The following is a 19,747-nucleotide window of genomic DNA, read 5'->3' as shown; positions in this document are numbered from 1 at the left end:
TCAGCGGTTTTGCAGCCGAATGCTCGGCGCCCGCCGCCTGACTACTTGCCTGACCCATCCAACACTCCTGATTTCCAGACTGGCTTCTTTTAACGAAGCACTATGCTTTTTGATGCAGCATGCGCTGTTTTACCCGTTGTTACAGTCGTTTTGTTGACTGTAAAAAATTGGTAAAGCCCAACGGCGCGAAGCATAGCGCAGCACTCGTCGTATTTCCCTGCATAAAGCTGGTCAAGTGCGCTGCTCGCCGCTAGAATTGCGCACTTTTTGATCAGAGGCGCAGTTCAAGCGCCCGTCCGTCGGCTTCCGCCATCAGGCAAGCGACGTCACAAAACACCGAGGTTAGACATGTCCACCACTCCTGCGCCGGCCAATCCAAAGGTTGGCTTCGTATCTCTGGGTTGCCCGAAAGCACTGGTCGACTCCGAGCGCATCCTGACCCAGCTGCGCATGGAAGGCTATGACGTGGTGTCCACCTATCAGGACGCCGACGTGGTCGTGGTCAACACCTGTGGCTTCATCGACTCGGCCAAGGCCGAATCCCTGGAAGTCATCGGTGAAGCGATCAAGGAAAACGGCAAGGTCATCGTGACCGGTTGCATGGGCGTGGAAGAAGGCAACATCCGTGACGTGCACCCGAGCGTGCTGGCCGTCACCGGTCCGCAGCAGTACGAGCAAGTGGTCAACGCCGTGCACGAAGTCGTGCCGCCGAAACAGGATCACAACCCGCTGATCGACCTGGTGCCGCCGCAAGGCATCAAGCTGACGCCGCGCCACTACGCGTACCTGAAGATTTCCGAAGGCTGCAACCACAGCTGCAGCTTCTGCATCATCCCGTCGATGCGCGGCAAACTGGTCAGCCGTCCGGTCGGCGACGTGCTCGACGAAGCCCAGCGTCTGGTCAAATCCGGCGTGAAGGAGCTGCTGGTGATCTCCCAGGACACCAGCGCCTACGGCGTTGACGTCAAGTACCGCACCGGTTTCTGGAACGGCGCGCCAGTGAAAACCCGCATGACCGAACTGTGCGAAGCGCTGAGCACCCTCGGCGTCTGGGTCCGTCTGCACTACGTTTACCCGTACCCGCACGTCGACGAGCTGATCCCGCTGATGGCCGCCGGCAAGATCCTGCCGTACCTGGACATCCCGTTCCAACATGCCAGCCCGAAAGTCCTCAAGTCGATGAAACGCCCGGCGTTCGAAGACAAGACCCTGGCGCGAATCAAGAACTGGCGCGAGATCTGCCCGGACCTGATCATCCGTTCGACCTTCATCGTCGGTTTCCCCGGCGAAACCGAAGAAGACTTCCAGTACCTGCTGGACTGGCTGACCGAAGCCCAGCTCGACCGCGTCGGCTGCTTCCAGTACTCGCCGGTCGAAGGCGCGCCGGCCAATGACCTGAACCTCGACATCGTCCCGGACGACGTCAAGCAGGATCGCTGGGAGCGCTTCATGGCGCACCAGCAGGAAATCAGCTCGGCCCGTCTGCAAATGCGCATCGGCCGTGAAATCGAAGTGCTGGTGGACGAAGTCGACGAGCAAGGCGCGGTCGGCCGCTGCTTCTTCGATGCCCCGGAAATCGACGGCAACGTGTTCATCGACAACGGCAGCAACCTCAAGCCGGGCGACAAGGTCTGGTGCAAGGTGACCGACGCCGACGAATACGACCTCTGGGCCGAACAGATCTAAACGCGAAAAATACAAAAAGCCCCGCTCTCTTTTACGAGATGCGGGGCTTTTTTACGGCTACCGTTTGTGGTGGGAAGGAGTCCCTCATCCATGACAAAGAGGCTATCGGGCATGCGCCACCATTCGGTCATTCACACGCCGAAACTCAGCGACTATCAAGAACTGACCCGGGTCTGGGAGGCCTCGGTTCGCGCAACCCATGATTTTCTTCCGGACAGCTATATCGAGCTGTTGCGCAATCTGGTGCTGACCCGCTACCTCGATGCGGTGATGCTGATCTGCACCAAGGACACCCACCAACGCATCACCGGGTTTGCCGGCGTGGCGGCGGGCAAAATCGAAATGCTGTTCATCGACCCCGAGCATCGTGGCCAAGGCCTGGGCAAAAAGTTGCTCAATTATGCGATGCAGCACTTGAACGCCGATGAACTGGACGTCAACGAGCAGAACCCGCAGGCCCTGGGTTTTTACTTCAAGCAGGGGTTCGAGGTGATCGGCCGCTCGGAAGTCGATGGCATGGGCCAGCCGTATCCGCTGCTGCACATGCGTCTGAAACAGCCGGAACAGCGCGCCGTACGCGGCTAAAAGCCACACGGTACAAATGCAATCGCGATTAACCGGCGCCAGGCAGGTACAATGCCCACCCCTTTTTTGTTACGGCCCTGTCATGACTGACCCGATTCGCCTCTCCAAACGCCTCATCGAACTGGTCGGTTGCTCCCGCCGGGAGGCCGAGCTGTTCATCGAGGGCGGCTGGGTCACCGTGGACGGCGAAGTCATCGACGAGCCGCAGTTCAAGGTCGGCGACCAGAAAGTCGAGCTCGACAAGGACGCCAAGGCCACCGCGCCGGAGCCGGTGACCATTCTGCTCAACGTGCCGGCCGGTATGGATGTCGACACCGCGATGCAGTCGCTGAGCGCCGACACCCTCAGCGAAGAACACCGCTACGGCAAGCGTCCGCTGCGCGGGCACTTCCTGCGCCTGACCGCCAGCGCCGACCTGCAACCCAAGGCCAGCGGGCTGCTGGTGTTCACCCAGGACTGGAAGGTGCTGCGCAAGCTCACCGCCGACGCAGCGAAGATCGAGCAGGAATACGTGGTCGAAGTCGAAGGCGAAATGGTCGCCCACGGCCTCAATCGCCTGCAGCACGGCCTCACCCACAAGGGCAAGGAGCTGCCGCCGGTCAAGGCCAGCTGGCAGAACGAAAACCGCCTGCGCTTCGCCATGAAGAACCCGCAGCCGGGGATCATCGCCCAGCTCTGCGAAGCGGTCGGGCTGAAGGTCGTCGGCATCCGCCGTATCCGCATCGGCGGCGTATCGATCGGCAAGGTGCCGGCCGGCCAATGGCGTTACCTGTCCGGCAAAGAGAAGTTCTAAGGCCTCCGTTGCCGCCACACATTCCGGCATCGCGCCTGCGCGGTGCCCACAGCGAACGATCAGGATTGCAAACATGGTTCATAACGACGTATTGCGCAGCGTGCGCTACATGCTCGACATCAGCGACAAGAAAGTCGTCGAAATCATCAAACTCGGCGGCATGGACGTCACGTTGGCTGATGTCGTGACGTATCTCGACAAGAAAGAAGAAGACGAAGAAGGTTTCGTGCGCTGCCCGGACGAAGTCATCGCGCACTTCCTCGACGGTCTGGTGATCTTCAAGCGCGGCAAGGACGAAAGCCGTCCGCCGCAGCCGATCGAAGTGCCGGTGACCAACAACATCATTCTGAAAAAACTGCGCGTGGCCTTCGAACTGAAAGAAGACGACATGCATGCGATCCTCAAGTCTGCCGATTTCCCGGTATCCAAGCCTGAGCTGAGCGCACTTTTCCGCAAGGTCGGCCACACCAACTACCGCCCGTGCGGCGACCAGTTGCTGCGCAATTTCCTCAAGGGCCTGACGCTGCGCATTCGCGGCTGATCCTTGAAAAAACGGCGACTTCGGTCGCCGTTTTCATGCATGGTCCTCCATTCCCTCGAAAAATAGTGGCTCCGCTTTTCGCGGCCGGCGACTAGGGTGTACTGAACCCTAGCCCTCAGGATTCGCCATGCACCCGTATTTCTCCCTGCAAGGCCGCACCGCCCTGGTGACCGGCGGCACCCGTGGTATCGGCAAAATGATCGCCAAGGCCTATGTCGAGGCCGGCGCCCGTGTCTACGTCTGCTCCCGTGACGCTGAAGCCTGCCATCAGACCGCTGAAGAACTCGGTGCCCTGGGCACTTGTCAGGGCGTGGCGGCGAATCTGGCGACCGAAGAAGGTGTAAAAGAACTGGCAGCTCGATTAGGCGAACAGATCACCCATCTGGACATTCTGGTGAACAACGCCGGAACGACCTGGGGCGCGCCGCTGGAGAGCTACCCGGTCAAGGGCTGGGAGAAAGTCATGCAGCTCAACGTGACTTCGGTGTTCAGTTGCATCCAGCAATTCCTGCCGCTGCTGCGCAAGGCTGGCTCGGCAGCGAATCCGGCGCGGATCATCAACATCGGCTCGGTGGCGGGGATCTCGTCCTTCGGTGAACAGGCCTACGCCTATGGGCCGAGCAAAGCGGCGCTGCATCAATTGTCACGAATCCTCGCCCGGGAACTGGTGAGCCAGCACATCAACGTCAACGTCATCGCGCCGGGCCGCTTTCCGAGCAAGATGACCCGGCACATCGGCAACGACCAGCAGGCACTGGCCGAAGACACTGCGCTGATCCCGATGAAACGCTGGGGCCGCGAGGAAGAAATGGCGGCGCTGGCGATCAGCCTGGCGAGTACCGCCGGGGCCTACATGACCGGCAACATCATTCCGCTGGATGGCGGGTTCAGTCTTTAGGTCGGCGACGCGGCCGGACGGGTTATCATGCCCGCCCTGCTCCGTTTCGAATGCAAACCATGACTTACAGCGTCTCCCCCATCGGCTTCGTCCGCTCCTGCTTCAAGGAGAAGTTCGCCATCCCGCGCCAGCCGCAACTGGCCCCCGCCGCCCGTGGCGTGCTGGAACTGGTGGCGCCGTTCGATCAGGGCGATGCGGTGCAGGGACTGGAGCAGGTCAGTCATGTCTGGCTGTTGTTCCTGTTCCATCAGGCGCTGGAAGAAAAGCCGCGACTCAAAGTCCGCCCTCCGCGCCTGGGCGGCAACAAGTCCATGGGGGTGTTCGCTACTCGCGCCACTCACCGGCCAAACGGCATCGGTCAGTCGGTGGTGAAGCTGGACAAGGTCGAGGCCAATCGCTTGTTCATCTCCGGCATCGATCTGCTGGATGGCACGCCGATTCTCGACATCAAACCCTACGTGCCCTACGCCGATATCATCGCTGACGCCTCCAACAGCATCGCCAGTGCCGCGCCGCAACTGATCGACGTGCAGTGGACGGACGCGGCGCTGCAACAGGCGCACACGCACGCTCAGCGCCTTGCCGAACCTTTGGTCGAGCTGATTGAGCAATGCCTGGCCCAGGATCCGCGTCCGGCCTACCAGACGCCCGCACCGGAGCGCGAATACGGCGCACAGCTCTGGGATCTGGACGTACGCTGGCATTACCCGACACCGGAGCAGATCCGCGTCCTGGAAGTCATCCCCGCCGAAGCATGATCCCCGGAAACGAAAAAAACCCGCGTTGCCTTTTAAGGCAACGCGGGCTTTTCTTTGGCGTCGTCGGGATTACTTCTCGACGAATGCGCGCTCGATCAGGTAATCACCCGGCTCGCGCATCCGCGCCGAGATCTTCAGGCCGAAGCTGTCGAGTACTTCGCTGGTCTCGTCAAGCATGCTTGGGCTGCCGCAGATCATCGCGCGGTCGTCCTGCGGATTGATCGGTGGCAGGCCGATGTCGCTGAACAGCTTGCCGCTGCGCATCAGGTCGGTCAGACGGCCCTGATTCTCGAACGGTTCGCGGGTCACGGTCGGGTAGTAGATCAGCTTGTCACGCAGCGCCTCGCCGAAGAATTCGTTCTGCGGCAGGTGCTCGGTGATGAATTCGCGGTAGGCGACTTCGTTGACGTAACGAACACCGTGAACCAGGATCACTTTCTCGAAGCGCTCGTAGGTTTCCGGGTCCTGGATCACGCTCATGAACGGCGCCAGACCGGTGCCGGTGCTCAGCAGGTACAGGTGCTTGCCCGGGTTCAGGTCGTCCAGAACGAGGGTACCGGTAGGCTTCTTCGAGATGATGATCTCGTCGCCTTCCTTCAGGTGCTGCAGCTGGGAGGTCAGCGGGCCATCAGGTACCTTGATGCTGAAGAACTCGAGATGCTCTTCCCAGTTCGGGCTCGCGATCGAGTAAGCGCGCATAAGCGGGCGGCCATTTGGCTGTTGCAGGCCGATCATCACGAACTGACCGTTCTCGAAGCGCAGGCCCGGATCGCGGGTGCACTTGAAGCTGAACAGAGTGTCGTTCCAGTGATGAACACTGAGGACACGCTCGTGGTTCATGTTGCTCATGTACGTGGGACTCCTGGAGATTGATCCGCGCTTGCCCGGCCCGCGTTGAAGGATGCCGACGGTGCGCAATTGCATCGCATTCTAATAGCACCGACAATATCTGTTAACTGGATTATTAAGATAAGGGTTATCGGTTATATCGATATGCGATTTACTCTTCGTCAACTGCAAGTCTTCGTCGCCGTCGCCCAACAGGAAAGCGTGTCCCGTGCTGCGGGGCTGCTCAACCTGTCGCAGTCGGCCGCCAGCACTTCCATCACCGAACTGGAGCGCCAGTCCAGCTGCCAGCTGTTCGACCGCGCCGGCAAACGCCTGAGCCTCAACGCCCTCGGCAAACAATTGTTGCCGCAAGCGGTGGCCCTGCTCGATCAGGCCAAGGAAATCGAAGACCTGCTCAACGGCAAATCCGGTTTCGGCTCGCTGTCGGTGGGCGCCACCCTGACCATCGGCAATTACCTGGCCACTCTGTTGATCGGCGGCTTCATGCAACGCCATCCGGAAAGCCAGGTGAAGCTGCACGTGCAGAACACTGCCAATATCGTGCAACAAGTGGCGCATTACGAAATTGATCTGGGTCTAATCGAAGGTGATTGCAGCCACCCGGACATCGAAGTGCAGAGCTGGGTCGAGGATGAACTGGTGGTGTTCTGCGCCCCGCAGCATCCCTTGGCCAAACGCGGCAGCGCGACCATGGAAGAGTTGACCCACGAAGCGTGGATTCTGCGTGAACAAGGCTCCGGCACCCGCCTGACCTTCGATCAGGCCATGCGTCACCATCGCAGTGCGTTGAACATTCGTCTGGAACTGGAACACACCGAAGCGATCAAGCGCGCCGTGGAATCAGGTTTGGGGATTGGCTGTATTTCGCGCCTGGCGCTGCGTGACGCCTTCCGGCGCGGCAGCCTGGTGCCGGTGGAGACGCCGGATCTGGACCTGGCGCGGCAGTTCTATTTCATCTGGCATAAGCAGAAGTATCAGACCTCCGCCATGCGCGAGTTTCTCGATCTGTGCCGCGCCTTCACCGCCGGGGTCCAGCGCAGCGACGAGATCGTCCTGCCGACAATCGCTTAAAGCAGAATCACCGCCCACACCAGGGCAATCATGCTCAGTGCCACGAATTGCGCGGCGCTGCCCATGTCCTTGGCGTTCTTGGACAGCGGGTGCAGTTCCAGGGAGATGCGGTCAATGGCCGCCTCCACCGCAGAATTCAGCAGCTCGACGATCAGCGCCAGCAGGCACACGGCAATCAACAACGCCTGCTCGACACGGCTGACATTCAGGAAAAACGTCAGTGGAATCAACACCACGTTAAGCAATACCAGCTGACGGAACGCCGCTTCGCCGGTGAAGGCTGCGCGCAGGCCGTCCAGCGAGTAACCGGAAGCGTTGAGGATGCGTTTCAGGCCCGTCTGGCCCTTGAAAGGTGACATAAAGTAAACAACCGACCAAAAAGAAGTGGGGAAGCTAGTTCAACGAAAGTCAAAAAAGCGTGAAGACGCTAGCCTTTACTGGCTTGGAATTGACTCAAGTTGTTGCAAGAGTAAAGCCGCCTGGGTGCGAGTCCGCACGTTCAGCTTGCGAAAGATCGCCGTGACGTGGGCCTTGATGGTCGCTTCCGACACACTCAACTCATAGGCAATCTGCTTGTTGAGCAGGCCTTCACAGACCATGGTCAACACCCGGAACTGCTGGGGTGTCAGGCTCGCCAGACCATCGCTGGCGGCTTTGGCTTCATCCGAAACGCTGACCGCTTCGAACGCCTGCGGCGGCCAGAACACGTCGCCGTCCAGTACTTTGCGCACGGCTTCCTGAATCACGCTCAAGTCGCTCGACTTGGGAATGAAACCGCTGGCACCGAACTCCCGCGACTTGACCATCACCGAAGCTTCTTCCTGCGCCGAAACCATCACCACCGGAATCTGCGGGTACTGACCGCGCAGCATCACCAGCCCGGAAAACCCGAAGGCGCCCGGCATGTTCAGGTCCAGCAGCACCAGATCCCAGTCGGCCTTCTCGGTCAGCCGCGCCTCCAGCTCGGCGATGCTCGCCACCTCCACCATTCGTACATCCGGACCAAGGCCCATCGTCACCGCTTGATGCAGTGCGCTACGAAAAAGAGGGTGATCATCGGCAATCAGGATGTCGTATGTGGCCATTTTTCAAATGATCCTGTTTTTGATGGCAGACCCGATGCATTCGGGGCTCACCAAGGCAAATCAAGATGCCGGCGCTTGTGCAGCGGCATCCACAGGGGCACGTTCAACGCCAATCACGGACAAAAAACGGCGCTTCAAACCTTGGCCGCACCCCAATCGGCGCCAAGCATGCCCAGCGAAGCCGGGGTGGTCAAGCAACACGGCCACTGCTTTAGCAGTATGGGCCAGGATCAGGCCGGCACCGGCTGCGGGTTGGCTATAAAAGGCAGCAACTCGGCATGGGCCGGTGTCGACACATTCACTTCAAGCTGCTGCTTGGCGCCCAGGTAATGCTGGCTGAACACATCAAAATAGGCGTCCAGCGCCGACGCGGCATCCGTGTCGCCCGCCAGTTCCAGGCACAGCGCCGCCACTTCAGCGGTGCACAGGTGCTCGCTGCGGGTCGAACGGCGCAGGCGATAACGCGACAGTTTGTCGGGTAGCAGACTGAGGATCGGCAGGCGATCGAAATACGGGCTTTTACGGAAGATCTTGCGCGCCTCGGTCCAGGTCGCGTCCAGCAGAATGAACAGCGGACGCTTGCTGCTGTCGAGTTCCACGGTGTTGGTGACCCGCGAAGGCTCGACGTACTCGCCCGGGAACACCAGATACGGCTGCCATTGCGGGTCGTTCAGCAGCGCCAGCAGTTGTTCGTCCGGTTCGGTCCGCGACCAGATGAAGGCGTGATTGTCCCGCACGATGTCGGCGATCAGCCAACCGGTGTTGCTTGGTTTAAACACTTCCTTGCCGGTCATGATCAGGCAGACGCCGGATCGGGTGTCGACAGTCGGGCGCCAGGCGCATAGACAATGGCTGATGATCACCCGGCAGTCGCGGCAACGCTCGGAGCGAAAACCACGGGCCTGAATCGGCTTGATGCCCTCGTCCTCGCGCTGATCGCGCAGGCGGGCCACGGCGTTGGGGGCATGGTTCATTGCGGGCGACGCCGACTGACAGGAAAACTCGACACGAACAACTCTCGGCAAGGCAATAAAGGCCGGCAGTTTATCAGAGCAGCGAGCACAAGCCTGTACCCTCCCGACCGGCTCCCCTATAATTCGCCGCCACTGAACGCACAGCCCCGGGGCTGGTCGAACCACCAGTCACTGAATCAGGAGAGTTTCATGCTGCGCCTTATCGTTCCTACCGCGGCCATTGCGCTGGCGTTGTCCTTCAGCGCACAGGCTGCGTCCCTGAAAGAGCAGAACCTGAACAAAGAGCTGCAAAACGTCGCCGCACAAAGCAGCGTCGGTACACCACGGGCGATCAACGAAGACATCCTCGATCAGGGTTACACCGTTGAAGGCACCACGCTGATCAACCACCTGAGCGTCCAGGCAAGCCATGCCGAGAAGATGCGCGCCGACCCCAAGGCCGTGTATTTCCAGCTGGGTGCTTCGGTCTGCAACAACCCGTCGTACCGCAAGTTGATGGCCAAGGGTGCCGTCATGCGCTATGACTTCAGCGAAGTGAAGACCAACCGGGCGATCGGTTCGGCCAGTTATCAGGAATCGGATTGCCCGAAAGCGGGCCCGGCGAAGAAAAAGTAATTAGCGAGAAGTGGCGCGCCGCTGTTCATCCTCGGCGCGCAGTTCGGCCAGCAAGGCCTGCAGATAGCGCGAGCGGCGCTCCCCTCCCGAAAGACGTCGGCAGCACTCCTCTTCGAGACTGACATGATTGGTCTCGGCCGATGCCTTTAACATTCGATACAGCTGCGTATCGATCTCCAGAATGACTCTGGTCATGTGTCCCGCCTCCTTGCCACCCGCAAATCCTTGAATCGCGTGCACCTTGCGTACGGTCGTTGACGCAAAGTTGTCGTACGGCGCCTTTAACTTAGTAAATCAGAGCATTTTGCCCTCGGCGCGCCATCGGACGAGCGGTGAAAGCACTTCGCAAAATGACAATAAGCAGTTGCCAGGCAAGACTTTGTGGCGCAATGCTCAATGAGCGAGAAATGCTTTGAGGGTCTAGATTCAAAGTATTCCCGATCATTTTATCAACGGCAGGAAAGGAGCTGCCGGACGTTTGTTTTTCTTGCAGCGCGGCACTGACGCCGCACGTCAGGGCCGAATGCTCTGTGCAGAAGGAGAAGTTGCATGCCTTACCAACCGAATGACCTGCTCAGCCGTCATTTTCAGGAAAGCGGCCACGACCTCATCAGCAAGGTCGAAGAACAACTCAACCTGGTTTCCCCCAACAGTCCGAACACCCCCATCTACCGCGACATGATCCTGACCGTGCTGCGCATGGCCCAGGAAGATCACAACCGCTGGAACGCCAAGATCACCCTGCAGACCCTGCGTGAACTGGAACAGGCGTTTCGAACGCTCGAACAGTTCAAGGGGCGGCGCAAGGTCACGGTGTTCGGCTCGGCACGTACACCGGTAGAGCATCCACTGTATGCCCTCGCCCGGGAACTTGGTGCCTCACTGGCCCGCTCGAACATGATGGTCATCACCGGTGCCGGCGGTGGAATCATGGCCGCTGCCCATGAAGGGGCCGGTCGCGACAACAGCCTGGGGTTCAACATCACCCTGCCCTTCGAACAACATGCCAACCCCACCGTGGACGGCACGGGAAACCTGCTGCGCTTCCACTTTTTCTTCACGCGCAAGCTTTTCTTCGTCAAGGAAGCGGATGCACTGGTGCTCTGCCCCGGCGGCTTCGGCACCCTGGACGAAGCACTGGAAGTACTGACACTGATCCAGACCGGCAAGAGCCCGCTGGTGCCGGTGGTGCTACTGGACGCGCCGGGCGGCACGTTCTGGCAAGGAGCGCTGGACTTCATCCGCCAACAACTGGAGGACAACCGTTACATCCTGCCAACCGACCTGAAGTTGATGCGCCTGGTCTACAGCGTTGAGGAGGCGGTGGAGCAGATCAATCAGTTCTACGGCAACTTCCACTCCAGTCGCTGGCTCAAACAGCAATTCGTGATACGCATGAATCACAGGCTCAGCGATCCGGCACTCGCTCATCTGCACAAGGCCTTCGCCGATCTGTGTCTGAGCGACGGGTTCCATCAACACGCCTACAGCGGCGAAGAACACGACGAAGTTCAATTCAGCCATCTGACGCGACTGGCCTTTGCTTTCAATGCCCGGGACCACGGGCGCCTGCGAGAGCTGGTGGACTTCATCAACTTGCCGGAAAACTGGGCCCAGTCAAGGCCACAAACAACACAACCCTCCCGTGAACCGTCAAAGGTAATCTGAAGGCAAAAAAAAACGGCCCGCTATCAAAATAGCGGGCCGTTCGTTTTGCTCACATCGGTTAATCGTCCATCCCTCTGCCGCTGAACAAGCGGTTGATCATCTCCATCGAGAACCCCCGATACGCCAGAAACCGGCCTTGTCTGGCTCGCTCCTTGGCGTCGGCGGGAAGCTGGCCGGAGAATTTCCGTTGCCACGTGTCTGTCAGCTGCTCTTGCCAGTTGATACCGCTTTCACGCAAGGCAAGTTCGATATCGGCACGCTGCAGGCCTCGCTGGCTCAGTTCTTCACGAATCCGTAACGGGCCATAACCTGAGCGGGCGCGATAAGAAACAAAGCTTTCCAGATAACGGGCTTCGGAAAGCAGCCCTTCTTCCGTCAATCGGTCGAGGGCTGTTTCGATCATTTCGGGTGGAGCGCCGCGCTGGCGCAGTTTACGCGTCAGCTCGACTCGACCGTGCTCGCGACGTGCGAGCAGATCCATTGCGGTTCGCCGCACCGCGACGAGGGTATCGAGTACGGCGGTTGTCATCGGTGCAATCAGATGTCAGCGTCAGCCAGGTCGTCTTCGGTCTCTGTGACCGCAGAGGCCTTGGAGTCAGCGATCACGGCTGGCGACAGCAGTTTGTCACGCAGTTGCTTCTCGAGCTTCGCCGCGACTTCCGGGTTGTCTGCCAGGAACTTGGCCGAGTTGGCCTTGCCCTGACCGATCTTGGTGCCTTCGTAGGCATACCAGGCGCCGGACTTCTCGACGAAACCGTGCAGCACGCCCAGGTCGATCATCTCGCCGTTCAGGTAGATACCCTTGCCGTAGAGAATCTGGAACTCGGCCTGACGGAACGGCGAAGCCACCTTGTTTTTCACAACCTTGACACGGGTTTCGCTGCCGACCACTTCGTCGCCTTCCTTCACCGCGCCGGTACGGCGGATGTCGAGACGAACCGACGCGTAGAACTTCAGCGCGTTACCACCGGTGGTGGTTTCCGGGCTACCGAACATCACGCCGATCTTCATGCGGATCTGGTTGATGAAGATCACCAGGCAGTTGGCGTTCTTGATGTTACCGGTGATCTTACGCAGCGCCTGGGACATCAGGCGGGCTTGCAGGCCCACGTGCATGTCACCCATTTCGCCTTCGATTTCAGCCTTCGGCACCAGTGCCGCCACGGAGTCGACGATGATCACGTCAACGGCGTTGGAGCGCACCAGCATGTCGGTGATTTCCAGGGCCTGTTCGCCGGTGTCCGGCTGGGACACCAGCAGGTCGTCGACGTTGACGCCCAGTTTGCCGGCGTACTCAGGGTCGAGGGCGTGTTCGGCATCGACGAATGCGCAGGTCGCGCCGGCCTTCTGGGCCTGGGCGATCACGGACAGCGTCAGTGTGGTTTTACCGGAAGATTCAGGACCGTAGATTTCAACAATACGGCCTTTTGGCAGACCGCCGATGCCGAGCGCGATGTCCAGACCCAGAGAGCCGGTGGAAATGGCCGGGATCGCTTGACGATCCTGATCGCCCATACGCATTACGGCACCCTTGCCGAATTGACGTTCGATCTGACCCAGGGCCGCAGCCAAGGCTTTCTTCTTGTTGTCGTCCATTAAAGTCCTCACGTAATCAATAAGGCCTGACGGCCAACACCTGTATAAGTAGACAGTATTATTCCACAGCGTTCGCGGATCGCCTACCCCTGATTTTCGATTTCTCGTGCCGCTAGTCGCAGCAGCCCCTCTAGCGCGGCCTTCACCGTTTGTCGGCGGACTTCATCGCGATTGCCGGGGAAGTGCTGCACTTCGCTGGAAACCGCATCCCCCACGCCCCAGGCCAGCCACACCGTGCCCACCGGTTTGTTCGGCGAGCCGCCGTCCGGCCCGGCGATACCACTGACCGCCACGGCGAACCGCGCACGGCTGTGTTTCTGTGCACCGCGCACCATCGCCTCGACCACCTCGCGACTGACGGCGCCCACCGTCCCGAACAGTTCGGCGGGCACGTTCAGTTGCTGGGTTTTCTGTCGATTGGAGTAGGTCACATAACCGGCCTCGAACCATGCCGAACTCCCCGGAATCCGGGTAATCGCTTCGGCAATCCCGCCACCGGTACAGGACTCGGCGGTGGTGACGTGGGCGTTAAGCAATTGCAGGCGTCGGCCAAGTTCGGCCGCCAGTTGGGTGATTTCTTTCACGGCGCGCTCCGGATCGGATGGAATGCGTACCACCGTACACGAGCCGGTTGCGCTTTCAATACACAGACTCATTCAAAATGTGCAGGCGCCAGCGCTCTGATATAGGCCTGACAGGCCTGCAGGGCAATCAGTCCGCGATCGCCTTCACCGGTGATGGCGACAATTCGTTGAGCATGCGCCGGGTCAAGTCGGGCGCGTACGGTTGCATGATCCACGCCGCCGGTGCCGGAGGCGGCTGGCACACCGCAGCCTTGGGCAGCGTCGCCTGCGTCGATGAGGACTGACAGGCGCAGATCAGCAGTGGCAAGGCGATCGCGCAGGCGATCCTGATCACGTTGGGCATCGCTGAGTGCTCGATAATGGGTTTGTTCACTGGCCGCGAGCCGTTGCTCCAGGGCCAGACGCTTGTCCTGCTCGGCCTGTTGCGCCGTAGCGGCGGCCAGAGTCAGTTGATTGAGAGTTTCGGCATGCTGTCGGGCCTGCTCGGCCAGTTGGCGGCCGTAGCGCCAGTCCTGGAATTGCCAGGCCAGCGCGGCAGCCCCCAGGACCAGCAATACAACACCGGTTACACGCCAGGAGATGGACATAACACCGCCCTCGCCCGCGCCCAGATATCCAGGCGATCCTGCAAGCCGTTCAACCCGCCGTTGATTCGACGGGTGATGGTGTTGAACTGATCGCGATCCGCCAGTTCGTTCAAACCGTTCTGCTCCCAGAACCACGCGGCGGACTCCGCCGCCCACTGTGGTTGCTCGAGCAATTCGGGTAACGACAGCAGACGCTCATCGCCAAACAGCCCGAGACTGCACTGGCGATAGTTGGTGCGGCCGGTGATCTGGATCAGACCGCGACCGCGATACTTCTGCCCGTCACCATCGGCTTCCGGCGTATTGCCCAGGCGCAGGGCCAGCGTCCCCGTGTCGTACTTGCTCAGATACTGGTTGTTGCCCAGTTCGCGCACGTAGCGCAGTTGCCCGGACTCATGGCCGACCTGAGCGAGAAACGCAGCGACGCGCTTGGGCGTATCGATGCGATGACGCGCCATGGCGTCGTTGAGCGGTGAAACAAAAACGCCCGCTTGGGAGCGGGCGTTGGGCATGATGTTGCTAAGGTTGTTTTCTGTGATTTGCATAATGCTTGATCCTCCCTGGATTGCGCCGATTGAATCATGGCTGGCGACCGAATCCGGTCAGCCATTTCTTTGCCAGGGTTTTCAGGGCGCCATCAGGGGCACTGTCTTCTTGCGACGAAAACACCCAGCCGAGGGTGCCGAAGTTCGCCGACCAGTCGATTTGTGGTGCTGGAGTGATCTCGGTGATATCGACCCAGAGCAGATCCGGGTGAAACATCTCGACCATGTTTCCGTCGGTCGAGAACAGTTCGACCACCGTGTCGTTGACGATGCGTGCGTAGGTTTTCATCAAGCGTACTCGTAGATGATCACGACACCAGGGGCACCTGATGTTCCTGATTTACCAGCCAGATTGGGGCCGATTGCGACCCCGCCGCCACCGGATCCATATCCCGAGCCGGGGAAGCCGGGGAAGCTGGTAATGACGGTGGTGCCGAACCCGAGGCCACCACTGCCCAACGGAGAGCTGCCACCATGCCCCGCCAGCGTCGAACTATTGACCGAGATGCCCGGTGATCCCGGGGCCCCGGCTGAGTTGACGATGTTCCCGCCAGACGCAGTTTCACCGGGATACCCGCCCACACAAAGTCCTGCCGACGATCCGGAAACAACACCGACCCAGAGGGAACCCTGACCTCCCGGTGCCGATACCAGCGAGCCCAGCGAGCTGGTTCCTCCGACGCCGCCGTTCGCCTGTGCAGCTCCGGCAGCCCCACCGGCACCGATCGTGACGATCTGGCTCGCACCGATCCTGTCGCTCGGCAACCGGGTCTCGGCGTAACTGCCGGAAGCACCACCACCGGAGACGGCATATTGATTCGCACCGGTCGCTGCAATACCCGCACTCCCGCCACCACCGCCCACGACTTTGACCAATACGGATCGCATCCCCACGGTCGGTGTATAAACACCGCTGACAGCAAATGTCTTCACATTCAACAAACGACCACCCCCGGCATTGCCGCCACTGGCATACACCAGCAACCAACTGTCCAGCGCGGCGCTATACACCACCGAACACACACTGCCGCCGACAATCTCGGCTGACCGTAATGCACTCTGTGCCAGACTCAAAAGCGGTTTGGGCAGAAGACCATTCGGCGCAAACGTGCTCGCGCCGGTATTGGCATTGCCTGCCGTGAAGCGCAGCGTCAGCCCGTCCTTCAACGCACTGATGGCCGGCACATAATTGGCCATGTAGAGATTGGCAGCGCCAATATCCACTGCATGCTTGTCTTCACCGGCCTGGCTGATTTTCTTGATCGCCAGCAGCAACTGCGTCGCATCATTTTCGCTGGGTTCAAGTCCGGCAGACTTGACGACATTCAGCAGCTCATCGGTGATGCCATTGCCCCAGGTCGCGGGGATCAGCGATCCCGGCAACCCGCCGACAACATCTTCATTGACGAACTTGCCGTTCACCAGCCCGATGCCGGGAACGCTTTTCGGGTAGTCCATTTCAGTTTTCCTGATCCATTAGAGTGCCGTTGCCAACCAGCGCGGCGCCACCGGACGATGCTCGCTGAACGGGAAAAACGAAGCCTGTGGCCAGTCCCGCAGCGCGCGCCGAAACGCTTGCAGTTCGGCATATTGCTCGGTGGTCAGCGTGGTGCCGCCGCCATCCTCCAGCTCATCACGGTCGCGGGCCACCAGACCATCGGTGGCTGACAGTTGTGCGGTGCGCCAGCGGCGTTCGATATCCGCCGCTTCATCCGCCGTCGGAGGTGGCGGATCGACCAGGATCGGAAAACCGTTATCGGCCCGCACGCCAATCACCTTCGCAGTGACCGCCAACTCTTGTAGGAGCGAAGTCCAGTAGGCCTGAGGAATTTCGATGACATCGTCGGGAATGTCCGACGAGTTGATACCCGGTACATAGGCGCCCCGGGTACTGGCGCTGAACAACACGTTGAACGGGTTCATTCAATAGCCCTTTGCAAAATAGCTCACGGAACAATTGGCGGCGAGGCTGCCGGCCGCATCACGGATTCTCAGCGTGCAGCCCTGTTGGTTGACTGCAATCAACGCGAGCATCGCTGCATCACCTCCGGCGTGAGTGGCCACGAGCGAAAAGAATCCCCTGGGAAAAGAGATCGGAAACGTCACCACGACATTCCCGCTGGCATTCGACATACCTGTGCCCCACTGATCGATATTCCCACTGAGGTGCTTTTGATAACCGGGATTGGCCACCAGGCCGGAAAACAGTGGGGCATATTTCAGACTGGCCGTACCGTGTACCGTCCAGATACCGTTCTCTTTGACAACGTTGGCACTCTCGCCACTGTTCATCACAATCGAACTCAGATAAGCGCCTTGCGGGCTTATCTGCGTACTGCCCATGCAGGCAATGGTGATCGCTGCGTTGCTGCGACAGTGAAAGCCGATCGTCGCGCCGTTGGGCACACTGAGGATGTCCGGCAAGGTCACGGTGTATGACGAATTGCCACCCAGGCCGATTGAACATCCGAAATCCGCAGCCGTCAGTTGCGTGGCCGCAGACACACTGCGCGCGCTGGCATAGTTGCCAAGTGCTCGCTGAACAAACTCGGACGTCGCCGCCGAACGACTGACATCGAATGGCGCAGCGGTCTGGAACAGTTGAGAACCGCGAAGAGCACCCAACAATTGAGTATTTGACGCCTCACTCGGCGTCAGGCCGCCCGCACGCACAACACCAAGAATTTCCTGCGTGACACCATTGCCCCAGCTCGCCGGGATCAATGAACCCGGCGAGCCTTTGAGCGGGTCTTCATCGACAAACTGTCCGTTCACCAGACCTGCGCTGGGAACACTATTGGGATAGTCCAAGGCTTATCTCCTTATCTGAAAACATGGATTGCGTGATGGCATCAGCCAATCGGGCCGGCCAGCCACTGCGGCGCTGATGGCCGAGAAACGGATGACGGGAATGCGCCGGAATCGGGCCAGTCGCGCAATGCCTGGCGGTACTCGAGCAGCTCCAGGTAGTGCTGGGCCTTGAGCGTTGTCCCACGCCCCAGCTCCTGCTCATCGCGATGGCGGGTGACCCGCCATTCGGTGGCTGCGAGAGCCGACTGACGCCAGGTGCGCTCTACTGCCAGAGGCTCGTTGCCCTCGACCATGGGGGGCTTGTCGACAACGGGACTTTGCGGTTCGTACACAGGCTCGATAGCGGGAGCTATCTCATACATCGACGCGCCGATTTCGACGTTCACGCCATCGGGCACTTGCACCATCGCAGCGACAAAAGCCGGCGCAAACAGTTGCTCGATCGCGTAGTCACCGGTGTCGATCACTTCGACCGCGACACCGTTTTCAATACGTGCATAACGGGCCATCACTCGTACTCCCAGATTTCACAGAAGGCATTGCCGCCGGCGCCGCTGACGACAGATGCGGAAGCGTTGCTCGAACAGGAACCGCTGCCTCCCGAGCCGCGAACACCGGCGGTGCCATTGCCATTCACGCCGACCAGCGGAGCGCCACCATCAAACGGGCTCGGCCCCCCGCCTCCGCAGAGCACTCCCCAGTTGGCGTTGTACATCGCATAGGTGCCGGGGATGCCACGAGCGCTGCAGAGGTTGCCGCCCGTAACGACCTGCCCACCCGCGCCGCCTTGAACAAATCCGGACGCCGTTGCGGACGTCAGGACCGTAATCGTCTGCCCGCCCATGCCGCCCGAAACACTCAAATAAGAACCGAAAGACGCACCGCCGCCCGCCTGACCAATCGCGTTACGTGCGGCACCGCCGGCGCCCAAAGTGACTGGAACACCGGACAGCATTTCCGGCGTGACGTCATACAGGCTCTCCCCGTAAGCACCCGCTCCGCCACCGCCGCCAATCCCTTGATATGTAGCCGGGATCGGCGCACATCCGCCCCCCGAACCACCTGCGCCCACCAACCGCACACGAATCCGTCTGGCTCTCGGGTTTGGCTTGTAAACCGTGATCCCGACAGTTTCGATCTGCCTGACCGTCAGCAGTCGCCCGACCGCATCGGTGATGCCGTAACCGGCCAGGGTGGTCGGGGTATTCTTCAGTTTGGTGAAGTCGACCAGCGCGCCGATGGCCGTGGCCAGCTGATTGGTCTTGCTCTCGTCCGGCGTCAGCCCGGCCGCCTTGATGGCGTTGAGAATTTCTTGCGTGACACTGTTGCCCCAGGCGGCGGGGATCAACGAACCGGGTGTGCCGGCAACGGGGTTTTCATCGATAAAACCACCGTCGACCAGGCCGACGCCGGGGATGCTTTTTGGATAGTCCACGTCTGCACTTCCGAGGTTCTACAGGCAGCCGGATGCCGGCAGCAATCGTCCGCCTGTGAGATTGATAAGGGGGTAGGTTCAGTCAGGCAGCAGGCGAAACAACCACTTTGGCCGGCGCTACAGGCCAGTCGATCGTCAACGGATAATCCGTTTGCAACTCAATCTGGGCCAGCTTGACGGTGTAGCGTTTCCACGCCTGCAGAGCGGTCAACTGTTCGTTGGAAGCTTCGCCCAACTCATAGGCGTATTGCAGCGGTGCGACACGAATGACCACTTCACGCAGGCGATTGTCACGCTCGACGTCAGCCTCGGCGACTTTACCCGCGCGCTCCGCCGCGACATCCAGGACCCAGTCATCGGTGCCCCAGACGTAAAATTCGCTCGGACGCGGTTTGAGCGTCAGGTACTCGGGCAACGGGCCCAGTTCGTTCCAGTAGAAAAAGTTGCCGTTGTCTTTGCGATAGACCGGTCGGTTGCGCAAATCGATCAGTTGCAACGCCGCTCCGTCACGCCACACCCAGACATGACCCGACTCGGCCGGTGGCAAAACCTCGGGCAACTCGATAGCGTTGCCCGGAAGAACGACACCCATGCCCGGGATGACCGGCAACTCGACCGGGCCGTTCAATTCCTGCGTTCTTTCATTCACATAGTAATAAGCCATAT

At 60.1% G+C, this 19,747-nt stretch carries 26 protein-coding genes; 9 read left to right on the top strand and 17 right to left on the bottom strand.

Annotation, left to right across the window (positions count from 1 at the left end):
- Window positions 1-348: 348 nt before the first annotated feature.
- The 6 genes from rimO to tsaA all read left to right on the top strand — a co-directional run bounded on the left by rimO (window position 349) and on the right by tsaA (window position 5,261).
- Window positions 349-1,686 carry a 30S ribosomal protein S12 methylthiotransferase RimO gene (rimO, locus tag CAF87_RS09375; protein ID WP_085712910.1) on the top strand — a complete coding sequence of 446 codons (1,338 nt, stop codon included), beginning with the start codon at window positions 349-351 and terminating at the stop codon, window positions 1,684-1,686.
- Between the two features lie 111 nt (window positions 1,687-1,797).
- Window positions 1,798-2,271 (top strand): GNAT family N-acetyltransferase, encoded by a 474-nt coding sequence (locus CAF87_RS09370; protein ID WP_085729874.1) that lies wholly within the window; start codon window positions 1,798-1,800, stop codon window positions 2,269-2,271.
- A gap of 82 nt (window positions 2,272-2,353) precedes the next feature.
- A complete protein-coding gene (locus tag CAF87_RS09365; protein ID WP_085729873.1) occupies window positions 2,354-3,064 on the top strand; it encodes an rRNA pseudouridine synthase in 711 nt (236 codons plus the stop codon).
- 73 nt (window positions 3,065-3,137) lie between these two features.
- On the top strand, window positions 3,138-3,605 hold the full coding sequence (locus CAF87_RS09360; protein ID WP_085729872.1) for a DUF1456 family protein: 468 nt from the start codon (window positions 3,138-3,140) through the stop codon (window positions 3,603-3,605).
- Window positions 3,606-3,732: 127 nt separating this feature from the next.
- On the top strand, window positions 3,733-4,503 hold the full coding sequence (locus CAF87_RS09355) for an SDR family oxidoreductase (RefSeq protein ID WP_085729871.1): 771 nt from the start codon (window positions 3,733-3,735) through the stop codon (window positions 4,501-4,503).
- Window positions 4,504-4,562: 59 nt separating this feature from the next.
- Window positions 4,563-5,261 carry a tRNA (N6-threonylcarbamoyladenosine(37)-N6)-methyltransferase TrmO gene (tsaA, locus tag CAF87_RS09350; protein ID WP_170929610.1) on the top strand — a complete coding sequence of 233 codons (699 nt, stop codon included), beginning with the start codon at window positions 4,563-4,565 and terminating at the stop codon, window positions 5,259-5,261.
- A gap of 69 nt (window positions 5,262-5,330) precedes the next feature.
- On the opposite strand, the gene fpr is transcribed toward tsaA, so the two are convergent.
- On the bottom strand, window positions 5,331-6,110 hold the full coding sequence (gene fpr / locus CAF87_RS09345; protein WP_003222277.1) for a ferredoxin-NADP reductase: 780 nt from the start codon (window positions 6,108-6,110) through the stop codon (window positions 5,331-5,333).
- Window positions 6,111-6,254: 144 nt separating this feature from the next.
- Between fpr and CAF87_RS09340 the strand changes: the two genes are divergently transcribed.
- Window positions 6,255-7,181, top strand: a complete 927-nt coding sequence (locus CAF87_RS09340) for a LysR family transcriptional regulator (protein ID WP_085729869.1) — start codon at window positions 6,255-6,257, stop codon at window positions 7,179-7,181.
- Here CAF87_RS09340 and CAF87_RS09335 read toward each other — a convergent pair.
- From CAF87_RS09335 to CAF87_RS09325, 3 genes are all read right to left on the bottom strand, one after another.
- Complete coding sequence (locus CAF87_RS09335; protein ID WP_003222276.1) at window positions 7,178-7,540, bottom strand: diacylglycerol kinase; 363 nt, start codon at window positions 7,538-7,540, stop codon at window positions 7,178-7,180. The two genes, CAF87_RS09340 and CAF87_RS09335, sit on opposite strands and share 4 nt — an antisense overlap.
- 75 nt (window positions 7,541-7,615) lie before the next feature.
- The gene (gene erdR / locus CAF87_RS09330) at window positions 7,616-8,266 is read right to left on the bottom strand and encodes a response regulator transcription factor ErdR (protein ID WP_085647827.1); all 651 of its coding nucleotides are present in this window, start codon (window positions 8,264-8,266) and stop codon (window positions 7,616-7,618) included.
- A 230-nt stretch (window positions 8,267-8,496) separates the two neighbouring features.
- Window positions 8,497-9,240, bottom strand: a complete 744-nt coding sequence (locus CAF87_RS09325) for a tRNA-uridine aminocarboxypropyltransferase (RefSeq protein WP_085729868.1) — start codon at window positions 9,238-9,240, stop codon at window positions 8,497-8,499.
- A gap of 189 nt (window positions 9,241-9,429) precedes the next feature.
- On the opposite strand from CAF87_RS09325, the gene CAF87_RS09320 reads away from it, so the two are divergent.
- Window positions 9,430-9,855 carry a PA3611 family quorum-sensing-regulated virulence factor gene (locus CAF87_RS09320; RefSeq protein ID WP_085712902.1) on the top strand — a complete coding sequence of 142 codons (426 nt, stop codon included), beginning with the start codon at window positions 9,430-9,432 and terminating at the stop codon, window positions 9,853-9,855.
- On the opposite strand, the gene CAF87_RS09315 is transcribed toward CAF87_RS09320, so the two are convergent.
- Entirely contained in the window at window positions 9,856-10,050 is a 195-nt protein-coding gene (locus CAF87_RS09315; RefSeq protein ID WP_085729867.1) for a hypothetical protein, read from the bottom strand.
- A 354-nt stretch (window positions 10,051-10,404) separates the two neighbouring features.
- On the opposite strand from CAF87_RS09315, the gene CAF87_RS09310 reads away from it, so the two are divergent.
- Window positions 10,405-11,523, top strand: coding sequence for a TIGR00730 family Rossman fold protein (locus CAF87_RS09310; protein WP_085729866.1), 1,119 nt, complete (start codon window positions 10,405-10,407; stop codon window positions 11,521-11,523).
- Between the two features lie 58 nt (window positions 11,524-11,581).
- Here CAF87_RS09310 and recX read toward each other — a convergent pair whose 3' ends face one another.
- The 12 genes from recX to CAF87_RS09250 form a co-directional block, all read right to left on the bottom strand.
- Window positions 11,582-12,052: a recombination regulator RecX gene (gene recX, locus CAF87_RS09305; protein ID WP_085712899.1), complete on the bottom strand. Its 471-nt coding sequence runs from the start codon at window positions 12,050-12,052 to the stop codon at window positions 11,582-11,584.
- A gap of 8 nt (window positions 12,053-12,060) precedes the next feature.
- Window positions 12,061-13,119 (bottom strand): recombinase RecA, encoded by a 1,059-nt coding sequence (recA, locus tag CAF87_RS09300; RefSeq protein WP_085712898.1) that lies wholly within the window; start codon window positions 13,117-13,119, stop codon window positions 12,061-12,063.
- Between the two features lie 83 nt (window positions 13,120-13,202).
- Window positions 13,203-13,703 (bottom strand): CinA family protein, encoded by a 501-nt coding sequence (locus CAF87_RS09295; protein ID WP_085729865.1) that lies wholly within the window; start codon window positions 13,701-13,703, stop codon window positions 13,203-13,205.
- 68 nt (window positions 13,704-13,771) lie between these two features.
- Entirely contained in the window at window positions 13,772-14,290 is a 519-nt protein-coding gene (locus CAF87_RS09290; protein WP_085729864.1) for a lysis system i-spanin subunit Rz, read from the bottom strand.
- A complete protein-coding gene (locus CAF87_RS09285) occupies window positions 14,269-14,835 on the bottom strand; it encodes a glycoside hydrolase family 19 protein (protein ID WP_085729863.1) in 567 nt (188 codons plus the stop codon). The genes CAF87_RS09290 and CAF87_RS09285 overlap by 22 nt, the downstream gene beginning before the upstream one ends.
- Window positions 14,836-14,869: 34 nt before the next feature.
- Complete coding sequence (locus tag CAF87_RS09280; protein ID WP_085729862.1) at window positions 14,870-15,124, bottom strand: hypothetical protein; 255 nt, start codon at window positions 15,122-15,124, stop codon at window positions 14,870-14,872.
- Entirely contained in the window at window positions 15,124-16,293 is a 1,170-nt protein-coding gene (locus CAF87_RS09275) for a hypothetical protein (protein WP_085729861.1), read from the bottom strand. Before CAF87_RS09275 ends, CAF87_RS09280 begins: the two co-directional genes overlap by 1 nt.
- Before the next feature lie 18 nt (window positions 16,294-16,311).
- The gene (locus tag CAF87_RS09270) at window positions 16,312-16,758 is read right to left on the bottom strand and encodes a phage tail assembly chaperone (protein ID WP_085729860.1); all 447 of its coding nucleotides are present in this window, start codon (window positions 16,756-16,758) and stop codon (window positions 16,312-16,314) included.
- Window positions 16,759-17,646: a phage tail protein gene (locus tag CAF87_RS09265; RefSeq protein ID WP_085729859.1), complete on the bottom strand. Its 888-nt coding sequence runs from the start codon at window positions 17,644-17,646 to the stop codon at window positions 16,759-16,761.
- 41 nt (window positions 17,647-17,687) lie between these two features.
- Window positions 17,688-18,155, bottom strand: coding sequence for a phage tail assembly chaperone (locus tag CAF87_RS09260; protein WP_085729858.1), 468 nt, complete (start codon window positions 18,153-18,155; stop codon window positions 17,688-17,690).
- A complete protein-coding gene (locus CAF87_RS09255; protein WP_085729857.1) occupies window positions 18,155-19,081 on the bottom strand; it encodes a hypothetical protein in 927 nt (308 codons plus the stop codon). Before CAF87_RS09255 ends, CAF87_RS09260 begins: the two co-directional genes overlap by 1 nt.
- Window positions 19,082-19,163: 82 nt before the next feature.
- Window positions 19,164-19,745 (bottom strand): tail fiber assembly protein, encoded by a 582-nt coding sequence (locus CAF87_RS09250; RefSeq protein WP_085729856.1) that lies wholly within the window; start codon window positions 19,743-19,745, stop codon window positions 19,164-19,166.
- Window positions 19,746-19,747 lie beyond the last annotated feature (2 nt).

Origin of the sequence: Pseudomonas sp. R38(2017), assembly GCF_002112395.1 — a bacterium.
Lineage (GTDB): Bacteria > Pseudomonadota > Gammaproteobacteria > Pseudomonadales > Pseudomonadaceae > Aquipseudomonas.
Note: the sequence above shows the minus strand (reverse complement) of the source record. Positions and strands in the feature narration are given on the sequence as shown.

Excerpts from the sequence above, each read along its gene's own strand:
- CAF87_RS09365 (WP_085729873.1), top strand. The coding sequence starts at position 2,354 with ATGACTGACCCGATTCGCCTCTCCAAACGCCTCATCGAACTGGTCGGT.
- CAF87_RS09335 (WP_003222276.1), bottom strand. The coding sequence starts at position 7,540 with ATGTCACCTTTCAAGGGCCAGACGGGCCTGAAACGCATCCTCAACGCT.
- CAF87_RS09355 (WP_085729871.1), top strand. The coding sequence starts at position 3,733 with ATGCACCCGTATTTCTCCCTGCAAGGCCGCACCGCCCTGGTGACCGGC.
- CAF87_RS09360 (WP_085729872.1), top strand. The coding sequence starts at position 3,138 with ATGGTTCATAACGACGTATTGCGCAGCGTGCGCTACATGCTCGACATC.
- CAF87_RS09275 (WP_085729861.1), bottom strand. The coding sequence starts at position 16,293 with ATGGACTACCCGAAAAGCGTTCCCGGCATCGGGCTGGTGAACGGCAAG.
- CAF87_RS09325 (WP_085729868.1), bottom strand. The coding sequence starts at position 9,240 with ATGAACCATGCCCCCAACGCCGTGGCCCGCCTGCGCGATCAGCGCGAG.
- CAF87_RS09290 (WP_085729864.1), bottom strand. The coding sequence starts at position 14,290 with ATGTCCATCTCCTGGCGTGTAACCGGTGTTGTATTGCTGGTCCTGGGG.
- CAF87_RS09270 (WP_085729860.1), bottom strand. The coding sequence starts at position 16,758 with ATGAACCCGTTCAACGTGTTGTTCAGCGCCAGTACCCGGGGCGCCTAT.
- CAF87_RS09320 (WP_085712902.1), top strand. The coding sequence starts at position 9,430 with ATGCTGCGCCTTATCGTTCCTACCGCGGCCATTGCGCTGGCGTTGTCC.
- CAF87_RS09340 (WP_085729869.1), top strand. The coding sequence starts at position 6,255 with ATGCGATTTACTCTTCGTCAACTGCAAGTCTTCGTCGCCGTCGCCCAA.
- tsaA (WP_170929610.1), top strand. The coding sequence starts at position 4,563 with ATGACTTACAGCGTCTCCCCCATCGGCTTCGTCCGCTCCTGCTTCAAG.
- CAF87_RS09370 (WP_085729874.1), top strand. The coding sequence starts at position 1,798 with ATGCGCCACCATTCGGTCATTCACACGCCGAAACTCAGCGACTATCAA.
- recX (WP_085712899.1), bottom strand. The coding sequence starts at position 12,052 with ATGACAACCGCCGTACTCGATACCCTCGTCGCGGTGCGGCGAACCGCA.
- fpr (WP_003222277.1), bottom strand. The coding sequence starts at position 6,110 with ATGAGCAACATGAACCACGAGCGTGTCCTCAGTGTTCATCACTGGAAC.
- CAF87_RS09260 (WP_085729858.1), bottom strand. The coding sequence starts at position 18,155 with ATGGCCCGTTATGCACGTATTGAAAACGGTGTCGCGGTCGAAGTGATC.
- recA (WP_085712898.1), bottom strand. The coding sequence starts at position 13,119 with ATGGACGACAACAAGAAGAAAGCCTTGGCTGCGGCCCTGGGTCAGATC.
- CAF87_RS09285 (WP_085729863.1), bottom strand. The coding sequence starts at position 14,835 with ATGCAAATCACAGAAAACAACCTTAGCAACATCATGCCCAACGCCCGC.
- CAF87_RS09315 (WP_085729867.1), bottom strand. The coding sequence starts at position 10,050 with ATGACCAGAGTCATTCTGGAGATCGATACGCAGCTGTATCGAATGTTA.
- CAF87_RS09250 (WP_085729856.1), bottom strand. The coding sequence starts at position 19,745 with ATGGCTTATTACTATGTGAATGAAAGAACGCAGGAATTGAACGGCCCG.
- rimO (WP_085712910.1), top strand. The coding sequence starts at position 349 with ATGTCCACCACTCCTGCGCCGGCCAATCCAAAGGTTGGCTTCGTATCT.
- erdR (WP_085647827.1), bottom strand. The coding sequence starts at position 8,266 with ATGGCCACATACGACATCCTGATTGCCGATGATCACCCTCTTTTTCGT.
- CAF87_RS09280 (WP_085729862.1), bottom strand. The coding sequence starts at position 15,124 with ATGAAAACCTACGCACGCATCGTCAACGACACGGTGGTCGAACTGTTC.
- CAF87_RS09310 (WP_085729866.1), top strand. The coding sequence starts at position 10,405 with ATGCCTTACCAACCGAATGACCTGCTCAGCCGTCATTTTCAGGAAAGC.